The sequence below is a fragment of the Clostridioides sp. ZZV14-6154 genome (assembly GCF_020657785.1).
Lineage (GTDB): Bacteria > Bacillota > Clostridia > Peptostreptococcales > Peptostreptococcaceae > Clostridioides.
Genome location: NZ_JAGWCY010000010.1, coordinates 1 through 15594 on the forward strand (window position 1 = coordinate 1; position 15594 = coordinate 15594).

Annotated in this window: 9 protein-coding genes and 17 tRNA genes; all 26 read left to right on the forward strand. The window is 31.0% G+C overall.

Features of this window, described 5'->3' with window-relative positions; all coding sequences use genetic code 11:
- Positions 1 to 48 precede the first annotated feature (48 nt).
- The 26 genes from KGF45_RS15920 (at position 49) to disA (ending at position 15517) form a co-directional block, all read left to right on the forward strand.
- Positions 49 to 125 (forward strand) — tRNA-Asp (locus KGF45_RS15920).
- An 18-nt stretch (positions 126 to 143) separates the two neighbouring features.
- Positions 144 to 218, forward strand: a tRNA-Thr gene (locus KGF45_RS15925).
- 14 nt (positions 219 to 232) lie between these two features.
- Positions 233 to 317: transfer RNA gene (locus KGF45_RS15930), tRNA-Tyr, on the forward strand.
- A gap of 9 nt (positions 318 to 326) precedes the next feature.
- Positions 327 to 410, forward strand: a tRNA-Leu gene (locus tag KGF45_RS15935).
- A gap of 23 nt (positions 411 to 433) precedes the next feature.
- Positions 434 to 508 (forward strand) — tRNA-Gly (locus KGF45_RS15940).
- Between the two features lie 23 nt (positions 509 to 531).
- Positions 532 to 608 (forward strand) — tRNA-Arg (locus KGF45_RS15945).
- Positions 609 to 617: 9 nt separating this feature from the next.
- A tRNA-Gln gene (locus KGF45_RS15950) sits at positions 618 to 693 on the forward strand.
- A gap of 11 nt (positions 694 to 704) precedes the next feature.
- Positions 705 to 780: transfer RNA gene (locus KGF45_RS15955), tRNA-Lys, on the forward strand.
- A gap of 2 nt (positions 781 to 782) precedes the next feature.
- A tRNA-Ser gene (locus KGF45_RS15960) sits at positions 783 to 871 on the forward strand.
- Between the two features lie 3 nt (positions 872 to 874).
- Positions 875 to 950 (forward strand) — tRNA-Phe (locus KGF45_RS15965).
- A gap of 6 nt (positions 951 to 956) precedes the next feature.
- Positions 957 to 1030, forward strand: a tRNA-Met gene (locus KGF45_RS15970).
- Positions 1031 to 1044: 14 nt separating this feature from the next.
- Positions 1045 to 1121: transfer RNA gene (locus tag KGF45_RS15975), tRNA-Ile, on the forward strand.
- A gap of 20 nt (positions 1122 to 1141) precedes the next feature.
- Positions 1142 to 1218: transfer RNA gene (locus tag KGF45_RS15980), tRNA-His, on the forward strand.
- Positions 1219 to 1226: 8 nt separating this feature from the next.
- A tRNA-Lys gene (locus KGF45_RS15985) sits at positions 1227 to 1302 on the forward strand.
- Between the two features lie 7 nt (positions 1303 to 1309).
- A tRNA-Cys gene (locus KGF45_RS15990) sits at positions 1310 to 1383 on the forward strand.
- 7 nt (positions 1384 to 1390) lie between these two features.
- Positions 1391 to 1467, forward strand: a tRNA-Arg gene (locus KGF45_RS15995).
- Positions 1468 to 1479: 12 nt separating this feature from the next.
- Positions 1480 to 1555: transfer RNA gene (locus KGF45_RS16000), tRNA-Val, on the forward strand.
- A 74-nt stretch (positions 1556 to 1629) separates the two neighbouring features.
- Positions 1630 to 2043: a hypothetical protein gene (locus KGF45_RS16005; RefSeq protein ID WP_227830198.1), complete on the forward strand. Its 414-nt coding sequence runs from the start codon at positions 1630 to 1632 to the stop codon at positions 2041 to 2043.
- A gap of 303 nt (positions 2044 to 2346) precedes the next feature.
- Positions 2347 to 5778 carry a pyruvate carboxylase gene (locus KGF45_RS16010; protein WP_227842880.1) on the forward strand — a complete coding sequence of 1144 codons (3432 nt, stop codon included), beginning with the start codon at positions 2347 to 2349 and terminating at the stop codon, positions 5776 to 5778.
- Between the two features lie 239 nt (positions 5779 to 6017).
- On the forward strand, positions 6018 to 7946 hold the full coding sequence (locus KGF45_RS16015; RefSeq protein ID WP_227830196.1) for an elongation factor G: 1929 nt from the start codon (positions 6018 to 6020) through the stop codon (positions 7944 to 7946).
- A gap of 504 nt (positions 7947 to 8450) precedes the next feature.
- The gene (locus KGF45_RS16020) at positions 8451 to 8915 is read left to right on the forward strand and encodes a CtsR family transcriptional regulator (protein ID WP_227830195.1); all 465 of its coding nucleotides are present in this window, start codon (positions 8451 to 8453) and stop codon (positions 8913 to 8915) included.
- Positions 8916 to 8921: 6 nt separating this feature from the next.
- Complete coding sequence (locus tag KGF45_RS16025) at positions 8922 to 9416, forward strand: UvrB/UvrC motif-containing protein (protein ID WP_227437113.1); 495 nt, start codon at positions 8922 to 8924, stop codon at positions 9414 to 9416.
- A gap of 15 nt (positions 9417 to 9431) precedes the next feature.
- A complete protein-coding gene (locus KGF45_RS16030; protein WP_227830193.1) occupies positions 9432 to 10457 on the forward strand; it encodes a protein arginine kinase in 1026 nt (341 codons plus the stop codon).
- Positions 10444 to 12891 carry an ATP-dependent Clp protease ATP-binding subunit gene (locus tag KGF45_RS16035; protein ID WP_227842881.1) on the forward strand — a complete coding sequence of 816 codons (2448 nt, stop codon included), beginning with the start codon at positions 10444 to 10446 and terminating at the stop codon, positions 12889 to 12891. Before KGF45_RS16030 ends, KGF45_RS16035 begins: the two co-directional genes overlap by 14 nt.
- 179 nt (positions 12892 to 13070) lie before the next feature.
- Complete coding sequence (radA, locus tag KGF45_RS16040) at positions 13071 to 14444, forward strand: DNA repair protein RadA (protein ID WP_227830191.1); 1374 nt, start codon at positions 13071 to 13073, stop codon at positions 14442 to 14444.
- A 2-nt stretch (positions 14445 to 14446) separates the two neighbouring features.
- Positions 14447 to 15517: a DNA integrity scanning diadenylate cyclase DisA gene (gene disA, locus KGF45_RS16045; protein ID WP_227437106.1), complete on the forward strand. Its 1071-nt coding sequence runs from the start codon at positions 14447 to 14449 to the stop codon at positions 15515 to 15517.
- The last annotated feature ends 77 nt before the right edge of the window (positions 15518 to 15594 follow it).

Below are 15594 nucleotides of genomic sequence, written 5' to 3' on the forward strand. Positions count from 1 at the left end.
TACAAGCAGGGGGTCGCAGGTTCGAGCCCTGCTGGTCCCACCATTTGCGGCCTGGTAGTTCAGTTGGTTAGAATGCCAGCCTGTCACGCTGGAGGTCGAGGGTTCGAACCCCTTCCAGGTCGCCAAAATAAAATATAAGAAATGCTGGTGTGGCTCAACGGTAGAGCAGCTGACTTGTAATCAGCAGGTTGTAGGTTCGATTCCTATCACCAGCTCCATGTAAAATTAACACGGAGGATTTCCCGAGCGGCCAAAGGGGGCAGACTGTAAATCTGTTGTCATCGACTTCGGTGGTTCGAATCCACCATCCTCCACCAAAAAAATGCGCGGATGTGGCGGAATTGGCAGACGCACTAGACTTAGGATCTAGCGCCATTGGCGTGGGGGTTCGACTCCCTTCATCCGCACCATTTTTATTTAATTTAATAAACGAGCGGGAATAGTTCAGTGGTAGAGCGCAACCTTGCCAAGGTTGAAGTCGCGAGTTCGAATCTCGTTTCCCGCTCCAAATTTATGTTTATAGTGCAATGTGGGTGCATAGCTCAGCTGGATAGAGCAACGCCCTTCTAAGGCGTGTGTCCGGGGTTCGAATCCCTGTGCGCTCACCACATATATATTGGGGATTAGCCAAGTCGGTAAGGCACATGACTTTGACTCATGTATGCGTAGGTTCGAGTCCTGCATCCCCAGCCAAATAAAAACATGGTCTATTAGCTCAGTCGGTAGAGCACCTGACTTTTAATCAGGGTGTCCCGCGTTCGAGTCGCGGATAGATCACCAATGGAGAGGTGTCCGAGTGGTTTAAGGAGCTGGTCTTGAAAACCAGTGACTTCGAAAGGGGCCGTGGGTTCGAATCCCACCCTCTCCGCCAAATGCCCAGATAGCTCAGTCGGTAGAGCAGGGGACTGAAAATCCCCGTGTCGGTGGTTCGATTCCGCCTCTGGGCACCAGAATATGGCGGTATAGCTTAGTTGGCTAGAGCGTTCGGTTCATACCCGAAAGGTCATAGGTTCGACTCCTATTACCGCTACTAAAATTTAATGTGGGCCATTAGCTCAGTTGGTTAGAGCGCCCGGCTCATAACCGGTAGGTCTGGGGTTCGAGTCCCTGATGGCCCACCACATTAAATTAAAGATCTATGGTGGGTATAGCTCAGTTGGTTAGAGCGCCAGATTGTGGCTCTGGAGGTCGTGAGTTCGACTCTCATTATCCACCCCAACTAATATGGTCTATTAGCTCAGTCGGTAGAGCACCTGACTTTTAATCAGGGTGTCCCGCGTTCGAGTCGCGGATAGATCACCAAAAAGGTGGCGACATAGCCAAGTGGTAAGGCAGTGGACTGCAACTCCTTGATCCCCAGTTCGAATCTGGGTGTCGCCTCCAATAAAATGCGCTCATAGCTCAACTGGATAGAGTGTCTGACTACGAATCAGAAGGTTAGGGGTTCGAGTCCCTTTGGGCGCACCATATAAACATCGAGGGATTATAGCTCAGCTGGGAGAGCACCTGCCTTACAAGCAGGGGGTCACAGGTTCGAGCCCTGTTAATCCCACCAGTGCAAACCTCTAGTAATTTTACTAGAGGTTTTATTTTTGATTAAAAAAGATTTATATTTAGGAGGTAAAAAATTTGTATATAATTATAGGAAATGAAATAGTTGATAGTGAAGAACTTAAAATAATCATAGATAAAAATAGTAAATTCAAAGTTGAGAAGGATTTAAGTAAAAGTACAAAAAGAGAGGATGTAATAGCTTATCAATTAAGTATAAATTTGGATTACTTAGATACTATTATAAGTGAACAAGATGAGTATATGACTTTATCTGATGAGGAAAAGTTTGATGAGTATATGACTTTATCTGATGAACTTGCACTAGATTTAGAAGAACTTATGCCAAAGTACACAATAATAAATGCTAGAGCATATAAATTAGATGAGGTAGAAGGAGTAGTAAAAATAATACTAGTTATAGCATATGCAGATTTAGGTCATCTAAAACTTTCTGATGTAATAAAACGTTTGTTAAGACAGATAGATTAAGATATGAACTATATTGAGAAAAGTATGTGAAATATTACGTAAAGATGAAAATAATTATGTAAACAGAGAAAAAAATAGTATAAAATAAAATCAATTGTAGAAATTTTCACACAAATTTGTCTGAAATTCCATAAAAAATCCCTTAATTTTAGTGAGGTAAATTGAGTTTAGACAGTCTAAAAGTTATATATATTTATAAATTTATCTTATTAATTAAGGAACTTGCTTAAACATCTTCAAAAATAAAGTATTTTAGTCTATAATCTTTAATATTACACAAACAATAAAGGAGAAGAATAGAGTATGCTTAAAAAGTTTAATAAAATACTAGTAGCTAATAGAGGCGAAATAGCTATAAGAATATTTAGAGCCTGTTCAGAATTGGGGATAAAAAGTGTTGGTATATATAGTAAAGAAGATAAATATGGATTATTTAGAACAAAAGCAGATGAATCGTATTTAATAGGGGAAGGCAAAGGTCCAATAGATGCATACCTAGATATGGATGGAATAATAGACTTAGCAAAGAGAAAAAAAGTTGACGCTATACATCCAGGATATGGTTTTCTAGCAGAAAATGCAGAATTTGCTCGTAAATGTGAAGAAAATGGAATTACTTTTATAGGCCCATCATCTAAAGTAATGAATATGATGGGGGATAAGATAAACTCTAAAAAAATTGCAAAAGAAGTTAATGTTCAAACTATACCAGGAGTGGAAAAAGCAATAAGAAGTACTGAAGAAGCAAAAGAAGTTGCAAATAAAATAGGTTATCCTGTTATGATAAAAGCATCTAATGGTGGTGGCGGTAGAGGTATGAGAATCGTACATCATGAAAAAGATTTAGAACTTGAATATGAAACTGCTTGTAGTGAATCAAGAAAAGCTTTTGGTGAAGATATTATATTCATAGAAAAATATATAGCTGATCCAAAGCATATAGAAGTTCAAATATTAGGGGATAACTATGGAAATATAGTTCATTTATACGAAAGAGATTGTTCTGTTCAAAGAAGACATCAAAAGATAATAGAATATGCACCAGCATTTTCATTAGATGAAAAAGTAAGAAAAGAAATATGTGATGATGCAGTCAAGTTATCAAGATATGTAGGATATTCTAATGCAGGGACACTAGAATTCTTAGTAGATGCAAATGGTGGTCATTATTTTATAGAAATGAATACAAGAGTACAAGTTGAGCATACTGTAACAGAAATGGTTACAGGAATAGATATAGTTCAAAGTCAAATATTAATAGCTCAAGGATACAGTTTAGATAGTGAAGAAATAAATATAAAATCACAAGATGATGTTGAAATAAGAGGATATTCTATCCAATGTAGAATAACTACAGAAGACCCTAAAAATAGATTTATGCCAGACACAGGTAAAATTCAAGTTTATAGAACTGGTTCAGGATTTGGTATAAGACTAGATGGTGGAAATGGATTTACAGGAGCAAACATAAGTCCTCACTATGATAGTTTATTGGTTAAGACAATATCTTGGGATAGAACATTCCAAGGAGCAATAAATAAAACTATAAGATCTATAAAAGAACTTAGAGTTAGAGGTGTTAAGACTAACGTAGGATTTTTAGTTAATGTCTTAAATAATCCTATATTCTCAAATGGTAAATGTAGTACTAAATTTATAGATGAAAATCCAGATTTATTTGAAATAACAGAAAGTAAAGATAGAGGAACAAAATTACTTCAATTTATAGGTGATGTAATTGTAAATGATAACGCTTGTCAAGAAAAACCATTATTTGATGCGTTACATGAACCAAGAATGAATAAAGATGGTTCAAAGGCAGAAGGAAGTAAGATACTTTTTGATAAGTTAGGTAAATCTGCATATATAGAAAAAATAAAAAATGATAAAAAACTATTATTAACAGACACAACAATGAGAGATGCACATCAATCATTATTGGCAACAAGATTAAGAACATATGACTTACTAAAAGCTGCTAAACCAACAGAAAAATATCAAAAAGATTTATTCTCACTTGAAATGTGGGGTGGAGCTACTTATGATGTTGCATATAGATTCTTAAAAGAGTCACCTTGGCGTAGATTACAAAAACTAAGAGAAGAAATACCAAGTATAATGTTCCAAATGTTGCTTAGAGCATCAAATGGAGTTGGATATAAAAACTATCCAGATAATGTAATAGAAGAATTCACAAAAGAGTCTGCTAAACAAGGAATAGATGTATTTAGAATATTCGACTCATTAAACTGGGTTGAAAATATGAAACCATCTATTAATACAGCTCTAGAAACTGGAAAAATAGTTGAAGCAACTATGTGTTATACAGGTGATATATTAGATAAGACTAAAACTAAATATGACTTAGAATATTATATTAAGATGGCAAAAGAGTTAGAAAGTTTAGGAGCAGATATAATAGCAATAAAAGATATGTCAGGACTTCTTAAACCATACTCTGCTTATACATTAGTCAAAGAACTAAAGAAAAATGTAAAAGCACCAATACATTTACACACTCATGATACAAGTGGAAATGGTGTGGCAACTTGTTTGATGGCATCAGAAGCTGGTGTAGATATAATTGATGCTGCATTAGAATCTATGGCAGGGCTTACAAGTCAACCATCGCTTAATGCAATAGTAGAAGCTCTTAAAAATACAGAAAGAGATACAGGTATAGATTTATTTGGATATGATGAGTTAGGAAAATACTATAAGGATTTAAGAAAAGTTTATAACAAATTTGAAAGTGACTTAACTAACTCTTGTGCAGAAATATATAATTTTGAAATACCAGGAGGTCAATATACAAACTTAAAACCTCAAGCTGATAGTTTAGGATTAGTTAATAGATTTGATGAAGTTAAAGAAAAATATAAAGAAGCTAATGAAGTTGTAGGAGATATAATAAAAGTAACACCATCTTCAAAAGTTGTAGGAGATTTAGCTATCTTTATGACTAAAAATAAATTAGATAAAGATAATATAATAGAAGAAGGTAAGAACTTATCATTCCCAGATTCTGTTGTAGACTACTGTAAAGGTATGATTGGTCAACCAGAAGGTGGAGTACCAAAAGATTTACAAGAAGTAGTTTTAAAAGGTGAAGAAGCTATTACAGTAAGACCAGGTTCACTATTACCAGCAGAAGATTTTGATGAGATAGCAAAATATCTAAATGAAAAATATGATATAAATGCAAATATAAGAAATGTTATAAGTTATGCTTTATATCCAAAAGTTTATGAAGACTATATTAAACATTTACAACATTATAATGATATATCTAAACTTGAAAGTGATGTATTCTTCTATGGATTAAATAAAAATGAAGAATGTGAAGTAGAAATAGAAGAAGGTAAAGTATTAACAATAAGATTAGTTGAAGTTGGCGAAGTTAAAGAAGATGGATTTAGAACTATAGGTTTTGAATTAAATGGAATGGTTAGAGAAGTGGAAATAAAAGATAGAAACTTCTCTGGAAAAGTTACTAATGTTGAGAAAGCTGATATGAATGATCCACTTCAAATCGGAGCAAGTATACCAGGAAAAGTTATAAAGATAATGGTTAAAGAAGAAGATGAAGTAAAAGCAAATCAACCATTAATAGTTATAGAAGCAATGAAAATGGAAACTATAATAGTTGCTAAGACTGATGGAGTAATTAAATCAATTAAAGTAAAAGAAGATGATATGGTTGAAGATAAACAATTATTAATGATAATGAAATAATTGAATTAAAACAACTTATAAAACACTCTAAAATATTTTTATTAAATATTTAGAGTGTTTTTATTTATTTAAATTAAATATTTGTTAAAAAAAAGAGGAAAATTATATCCCTATGTAGAAATAAAGCTAGTAAGGAAAATGTTATCTAAAAATTCTAAAAATAATAAACATTTTCTAGACTATTTCTTAGGAAATAACAGCTAAGAGAAAATACATAAATTTAAAAGGTGGGTGCTTATATGAAAGTTTATGATAGTAATATGTTGAGAAATGTAGCGGTATTAGGACATAGCGGATGTGGTAAAACAAATCTAATCGAAACTATAGCTTACACAGCAAACACTAATAAGATACCTAAATTAACTGACAAGGTAAATATGACTTATAGTATGGGATTAATACCTATAGAATATAATGACTATAAGTTTAACTTATTGGATACACCAGGATATTTTGACTTTAGCGGAGACGTTGTATCATCTCTTAGAGCAAGTGATGCAGCAATAATAGTAATAGATGCAACAGCACCTATTCAAGTTGGTACAGAGAAATCATTAGAACTAACTGAGAGTATTCCTAAGATAATGTTTATAAATAAAATAGATAATGAAAAAGCAAGATATAAAGATGCAATAGCAATGTTAAGAGAAAAATACAATAATAAGATAGTTCCAATGATAAGTCCTATATACAAAGATAAAAACTTTGTCAAGTTACATAATGTATTTGAAAATATAGATGATTTAGAAGGTGAATTTAAAGAACAAGCTATGAGTGTAAAAGAAGCTTTAATGGAACTTATAGCAGAAACAGATGACCAAATATTAGATAAGTATTTTAATGGAGAAGAGTTAACTACAGAAGAAATCCAAAAAGGTATTGTTATAGGTATACAAAGAGGAGATATTATACCTGTAATATGTGGTTCAACTATAAATAACATAGGGACAAAAGAAATATTAGATACAATATCAAATTATATAGAACCTATATTTACAGAAGAGAGTAAGCCATTTAAAGGATTAGTATTTAAAACTATGGTCGACCCATTTGTAGGAAAAATGTCATATATAAAAATTACTCAAGGTACAATTTCTAAAGATAAAGAAATTTTTAATATAAACAAAAACATAAAAGAAAAAATAGCTAACATATATACATTGAGAAATAGTGAGTTAGTTGAAATAGAAAAAGCTAAGGCTGGTGATGTAGTAGTTGTAACTAAAGTTAATTCTCTAAAAACAGGAGATACTATATCTGTAGATAAAGATGCAGAAGCTTTAGATAAGATAGATTTCCCAAAACCACAAATATATTATGCTGTCAATCCTAAAAATAAGGGTGATGAAGAAAAGGTAGCTGCTGTATTAAACAAACTTGTAGAGGAAGACCCTACATTACATTGGTATAGAAATACAGAGACAAAGCAAGCTCTTTTAGGAGGACAAGGGGAACTTCACATAAAAACAATTAAAAATAAAATGAAAGATAAGTTTGGGGTAGATGTTGAATTAAATGACCTTAAAGTTCCTTATAGAGAAACTATAAAGGAAACAGCTGATGTACAAGGGAAACATAAGAAACAATCAGGTGGCCATGGTCAATATGGAGATGTAAAGATAAGATTTGAAAGATGTGAATCTGATTTTGAATTTGCAGAAGAAATATTTGGTGGTTCTGTACCAAAACAATATATACCAGCAGTAGAAAAAGGTTTAAAAGATTCTATGCAAAAAGGGGTATTGGCTGGTTTCCCTGTTACAAATATAAAGGCTACACTTTATGATGGTTCATATCATGATGTAGATTCTTCTGAAATGGCTTTTAAGATGGCAGCAAGTGCAGCCTTTAAAAAAGGTATGGAGGAAGCTCATCCAATATTATTAGAGCCTATTATGAAACTTAAGATAACTGTTCCAGAAGAATATATGGGAGATGTTATGGGAGATATAAACAAGAGAAGAGGTAAAATATTTGGTATGGAGCCAGATAATAAAGGAAAACAAATAATATTTGCAGAGGCTCCACAAGCAGAGACATTTAAATATGCAATAGATTTAAGAGCAATGACACAAGGTAGAGGATACTTTGAAATGGAATTAGAAAGATATGGAGAAGTTCCATCACAATTTGCAGAAAAAATAATTGGATTAGTTACTGCAAAGTAATAAAGAAGATATAATATTATATAATTAATATCCATCTATTATATAATATTATATAAAAATAATTTTGTAATTAAAGCTAGGTATATGCTTATTTTAAATAAGTATATATCTAGTTTTTATGTGTTTTTATAAAAAACAAGAAAAAATCAAATTAAAGTAATAAAAAATGTGAAGAATAAAAGATACTTTCTTAAACTGTTTTAATAAAAGAAAGTATCTTTTTATATTATTATTTTTAGAAATGTTTAATAATAATGATATGAAGGTATATTTACAAATACAAGGTATAGATACATTAAAAATAAATTAATAACCAAGAATTTTAAAACTTAATTATTGTAAATGTAAGAAGTAGAAGCTTATATTTAAAAAAAGATGGACACTTACATTTAAATTATTATGAAAAAAATAAATTTACACAATTTAGGGCTTTAAAAATTTAAATAATAGGTGTAAAATAGTAGTCAAAGAAAGTCAAAAATAAAAAGGTGTGTGGTGATATAAATGGCAACTATGACAGATATAATTGAAAAATTTATTAAAGATTTGATGGAAGAAGATAGTAGTATACAAATTCAAAGAAATGAACTAGCAAACTTGTTTAGTTGTGCACCATCACAAATAAATTATGTTTTAACGACAAGGTTTACCATAGATAAAGGTTATTATATAGAAAGCAAAAAAGGTGGCGGAGGATATGTTCAGATAGAAAAAATACGAAGAAGTAAAGATGGACATATTAGAGAAATATTGAATGAAAGAATAGGAAGCCAAATATCCTATAAGAAGGCAAAAGAGTTGGTAGAAAGTTTGAGAGAATCAGACTTGATTAGCGAAAGAGAATTAAAACTAATATTATATGCAATAGATGATAAGTCATTATGTATGCCAGTATATGAATTAAAAGAGAAGGTAAGGTCTAATGTTTTAAAGAATATAATAATAGGAGTATTTAGTATAGAGGAGTGATAATTTATGCTATGTCAAAAATGTAATAAGAATAAAGCATCTGTATATTACAATAAAATAGTCAATGGAGAAAAGACTGAAATGTATCTGTGTAGTGAATGTGCTAAAGAGAATACAGAGATGAATTTTAATTTAGATATGCCTTTTTCAATGATGGATATATTTTCTAACTTAGGATTTCAACCTAAAAAAGAGCTTGAAGAAAAGTTAGTTTGCCAAAAATGTAATATGACATATAGTGAATTTAAGAATAATGGAAGATTTGGATGCAGTGAATGTTACAATGCATTTAGCAGTCAAGTAAATCCAATGCTTCAAAATATACATGGCCATATAGAACATATAGGTAAGGCTCCTAAAAAATCATTTTATAAAATAAGTGTAGAAAATGAGATTAGAGAATTAAAAGAAGATTTAGATAGAGCTATAAAAAATGAAGAGTATGAATTAGCTGCTCAATTTAGAGATAAGATTAAGTATTTAAAAGGCTCTATTGACTAAGATTGGAGTGATATTATGAAAGAGAATATAGTCATGAAATCAAGAGTTAGGCTAGCTAGGAACTTGAACAATTATCCTTTTCCAAATAGATTAGATAAAGAGTGTGCTATGGAAATAATAGAAAAGGTAAAAAATGCATTTATGAATTCTAGTTTAGAACATAAAGAAGAGTTTGATTTCTATAAGATTGAAGATTTAGACCAATCTAAAAAGATGCTTATGGTTGAAGAGCATATGATAAGTCCAGACTTAGCAGAAAATGATAAAAGCGCTGTTATAGTAAAAAAAGATAAAACTGTAAGTATAATGATAAATGAAGAAGACCATATAAGAATACAAACTATATGTGATGATTTAAATTTAGAAAATGCTTATAACATAGCAAATGAGATAGATGATTTATTAGAATCAAATTTAGAATATGCATTTAGTACAAAGTTGGGTTATCTAACATCTTGCCCAACTAACACAGGAACTGGAATGAGAGCTTCTGTGATGATGCACTTGCCTGCATTAAGTCAATTAGGTTATATGGATGAACTTTATAAGATTTCATCACAAATAGGTATAGCAATAAGAGGTATATATGGAGAGCGAACAGAAGCATTGGGAAATATATACCAAATATCTAATCAGCTTACACTTGGAAGAACAGAGTCTAATATTATAGAGAATGTAAGTGGCCTTACAAAGGATGCAATTTCAAAAGAAGTGAAAGCCAGAGAAATATTACAAAAAAAATTGGGTATAAAATTAGAAGATAAAATATTTAGGTCAATAGGAACACTTGAAAATTCAAGGGTAATGAGTAGTTCAGAGGCAATGAGCCATCTATCAAATATAAAAATGGGAATAGAAATGAACTATATAAAAAAATTAGATTTAAAAGCTATAGAACAACTTATGATAGGTATACAACCAGCACATCAGTCAATAATGTATAAGAGTGATGATGTTGAGAATAGAGATATAAATAGAGCAACATACATTAGAGAAACTTTGGAAAAATTAAGAGGAGGGATAAATTATGAACTTCAATAGATTTACACAAAGAGCTAAAAAAGCAATTGATTTAGCGTTTGAGTCTGCTAAAAACTTAGGACATAATATTGTTGGAAGCGAGCATATACTTTTAGGTCTTTTAAAAGAAGAAGAAGGAATAGCTGCCAAAGTTCTAAGTAAGGTTGGATTTACAGAGGCTTATTTAGAAGGCAAAATAATTGATATGGAAGGTAAGGGTGAAGGAATCCCAGAGGATATAGTATTAAGCCCAAGAAGTAAACAAATATTGGAACTATCAGGAATGTTTGCAAATAAATTAAAAACAAATTATATAGGAACTGAGCATATATTATTAGCTATTATTCAAGAAGGTGAAGGAATAGCCAATAAAGTTTTGAACTATGCAGGTGTAAATGACAGAACTCTAGCCCAATTAACAATTGATATGATGGGTATAAGTGATAATAATCAATATAAATCAGAAAATAGTTACACGGGCAACCAAAATCAAACAGAGTCTAAGATTCTCGATAAATATGGAAGAAATCTTACACTATATGCAAAACAAAATAAAATAGACCCTGTTATAGGAAGAGAAAAAGAAATACAAAGAGTTATACAAATATTAAGTAGAAGAACTAAAAACAATCCTGTGCTAATAGGAGACCCAGGAGTAGGTAAAACAGCTATAGCTGAAGGTCTAGCAACAAACATAGCATTAGGTAATGTTCCAGAAACACTAAAAAGTAAAACGCTGTATTCTTTAGAGATGGGTTCTTTATTAGCTGGTGCTAAGTACAGAGGAGAATTTGAAGAAAGAATTAAAGAAGTTGTAGATGAAGTTGTTAAAAACGGAAATATAATTTTATTTATAGACGAGATGCATACCATAATAGGAGCTGGGTCTACAGGAGAAGGCTCTATAGATGCGTCAAATATATTAAAACCTGCGTTAGCTAGAGGCGAAATACAAGTTATAGGTGCAACAACAATAGATGAGTATAGAAAGCATGTTGAAAAAGACTCTGCACTAGAAAGAAGATTCCAACCAGTTATGGTGGATGAACCAAGTAAAGAAGATTCAATAAAAATATTAGAAGGATTGAGAGATAAATATGAAGCTCATCACAAAGTCAAAATAACTGATGATGCTATAAAAACAGCTGTAGAATTATCAACTAGATATATATCAGATAGATATCTACCAGATAAAGCGATAGATTTGATTGATGAAGCAGCATCAAAAGTTAGGCTAAAGGAAAATACTCCTCCAGCCGAAATAAAAAAATTAGAATTAGAAATAGAAAATATAGATAAAGAAAAAGAAGAGGCAGTAAGATGCCAAGATTTCGAGAAAGCAGCAAAAATAAGAGATGAGCAAGGTATACTTAAAAAACAATTAGAAGATGTTAGAGAAAGATGGAATAAATCATCTAAACATTCTGATTTAGTTGATGGAGAAGTCATTGCTGAAGTAGTAGGTTTATGGACAGGAATACCTGTTAATAAAATTCTTGAGGAAGAAGCTGATAGACTTTTAAAACTTGAAGAAATCTTACACAATAGAGTTATAGGTCAAGAACAAGCAGTAAAATCTATTTCCAAGGCAATAAGAAGGTCAAGAGCGGGTCTTAAGGATCCTAATAGACCAATTGGTTCATTTTTATTTTTAGGGCCTACAGGAGTAGGAAAAACAGAATTATCTAAGGCATTAGCAGAAGTGCAATTTGGAGATGAAAATCAAATAATAAGAATTGATATGTCTGAATATATGGAAAAACATGCTGTATCAAGAATGATAGGTTCACCTCCTGGTTATATAGGTCATGATGAAGGAGGTCAATTAACTGAAAAAGTAAGAAGAAACCCATATTCAGTTATTTTATTTGATGAGATAGAAAAAGCTCATCCAGATGTGTTTAATATTCTATTACAAATTCTAGATGATGGTAGATTAACAGATTCAAAAGGAAGAACTGTTGACTTTAAGAATACTATTGTTATAATGACATCAAATGTTGGTGCATCTACAATTGGTAGACAAAAAACTTTAGGGTTTAGTATAGCTAAAGGAGACGAAGAAGAAAAGTCTCAATATGAAAAAATGAAAGAAAACATAATGGGTGAATTAAAGCAAAGATTTAGACCAGAGTTTTTAAATAGAATAGATGATATAATAGTTTTCCATTCATTAAATGCAGAACACATATCTAAAATAGTAATTTTAATGGTAGACAAATTACAAGAAAGACTAAAAGATATGGATATAAAACTAGAAATGAGTGATGAAGCTATAAATTTAATTTCTAAATCTGGGTTTGATTTGGAATATGGAGCAAGACCTCTTAAAAGAGCCTTACAAAAAGAACTAGAAGATGAGTTATCTGAAGCGATTTTAAAAGGTGATGTAAAAAAAGGAAGTAATATAATAGCAAAAGTTAAAGATGAAAAAATAGTTTTTGAAACTAAATAATTCAATAGAGTTGCATTTTAAAATCTTATAGATATAAGTTTTATAGTTTAAAGAAAATTTTAAGGGCAATGAATCTATAATAATTCATTGTCCTTAATTATTTTATTTAATCTTTACCTATTCTCTTTCACATATGCTAAAATTATAGTATAGAATAATAAATTAAGGATGATTAAAATATGGCAAAAATAAAAACTAAATATGTATGTCAATCCTGTGGATATGAAACAGCTAAGTGGCTTGGAAAATGTCCAGAGTGTACAAAATGGAATACATTTGTAGAAGAAGTAGATCAAAAAAGCACAAAAAAAGAGGTCTTTATAATAGATAAATCTTCATCTAAACCAGTTAGTATAACTTCAATAGAGAGCAAAGAAGAAGAAAGGTTTACAACAGATATAAAAGAATTAGATAGAGTACTTGGGGGAGGTATAGTTAAAGGTTCTCTAGTACTTGTTGGTGGAGACCCTGGTATAGGTAAATCCACACTTTTAATTCAAGTTTCTAGTAATGTAGCTAAGTTAGGAAAGACTGTTTTATATATAACTGGAGAAGAATCAGAATCACAGATAAAAATGAGAGCAAAAAGATTAGGTATTAATTCAGAAAATTTATATATATTTGCCGAAAATAATTTAAGTATAATTGAATCTTATTTAGAAAGTGTAAATCCAGAATTAATAATTCTAGACTCAATTCAAACTGTCTTTAGTCCAGAAATATCTTCAGCACCAGGAACTGTCAGTCAAATTAAAGAAGGTACTTCAAAATTCATGAAGATTTCTAAAAAAATGGGAATTTCAACATTCATAGTTGGTCATGTAACCAAAGAAGGTTCACTAGCAGGGCCAAAATTATTAGAGCATATGGTTGATACTGTTTTATATTTTGAAGGTGAAAGATATAATACATATAGATTAGTAAGGGCTGTTAAAAATAGATTTGGTTCAACAAATGAACTTGGGGTATTTGAAATGAGGGACTTGGGATTAGTAGAGCTTGATAACCCGTCTAAGATTTTGATATCTGAAAAACCAAAAGATGTAGCAGGCTCAGTTATAATATCTACTGTAGAAGGTACAAGACCAATGTTACTTGAATTACAAGCATTAGTTTCGCCGACAAGTTTTGGTATAGCAAGAAGAACATCTACAGGAGTAGATTATAATAGAGTTGGTATGTTATTAGCAGTCTTAGAAAAACGTGTTGGTCTGCAAATACAAAATCAAGATGTATATATAAATATAGTTGGAGGTATAAAGATAAATGAACCTTCGATTGACTTAGGAATAGCTATTTCTGTAGCATCTAGTTTTAGAAATATACCTATAGATGAAGATATAGCTGTTACAGGAGAGGTAGGGCTTACAGGAGAAGTTAGATCAGTAAGTTTTATAGAAAAAAGAATTGCTGAGTGCAAAAAACTTGGATTTAAAAAGATAGTAGTTCCTAGAAGTAATTATGAGGTTGTAAAAGATACTAAGGGTATAGAAATATGGCCAGTAGATAACTTAAGACAAGCTATAAATATAGTACTTGGGAGGAATCAATAAATATGGAGAATTTTTTGGATAATAAAAATATGCTGTATGCATTAAAAATGATATCTCCTGGAACCCCTCTTAGATTAGGTCTAAACAATGTACTAAGAGCTAAGACTGGTGGTTTAATTGTAATTGCGACAAATGAAGATGTAATGAAAATAGTAGATGGAGGATTTGCTATAAATGCAGAGTATTCACCATCATATCTATATGAATTAGCAAAAATGGATGGAGCGATAGTTTTAAGTGGTGATGTAAAGAAAATATTATTTGCTAATGCACAACTTATACCAGATTACTTTATAGAAACGTCAGAGACTGGAACTAGACATAGGACGGCAGAAAGAGTAGCAAAACAAACTGGTGCTATAGTCATAGGAATTTCACAAAGAAGAAATGTTATAACAGTTTATAGAGGAAATGAGAAGTATGTGGTCGAAGATATATCTAAGATATTTACTAAGGCAAATCAAGCAATACAAACTTTAGAAAAATATAAAACAGTATTAGACCAAGCTATAACTAATTTAAATGCTCTAGAGTTTAATGATTTGGTAACTATTTATGATGTAGCGCTAGTCATGCAGAAAATGGAAATGGTAATGAGAGTTACAAGTATAATTGAAAAATATGTGATAGAATTGGGGGATGAAGGAACTTTAGTAAGCATGCAATTAGAGGAATTAATGGGTACAACTAGAATAGATCAGAAATTAATATTCAAAGATTATAACAAAGAAAATACTGAAATAAAAGAACTTATGAAAAAAGTTAAAAATTTAAATTCAGAAGAACTAATAGAATTATTTAATATGGCAAAACTATTAGGGTATAGTGGATTTTCAGAAAGTATGGATATGCCTATAAAAACAAGAGGATATAGAATTCTTAGCAAAATACATAGACTACCAACAGCAATAATAGAAAACTTAGTAAATTATTTTGAAAACTTCCAAGAAATATTAGATGCATCTATTGAAGAGTTAGATGAAGTTGAAGGAATAGGCGAAATAAGAGCAACATATATAAAAAATGGACTTATAAAAATGAAACAATTAGTATTATTAGATAGACACATATAATGAATTTTAAGTGAATTTTACTACTTTTTTCTTGAATATAATATACACTTTGGTCTATAATAGATAAGTATAACTAG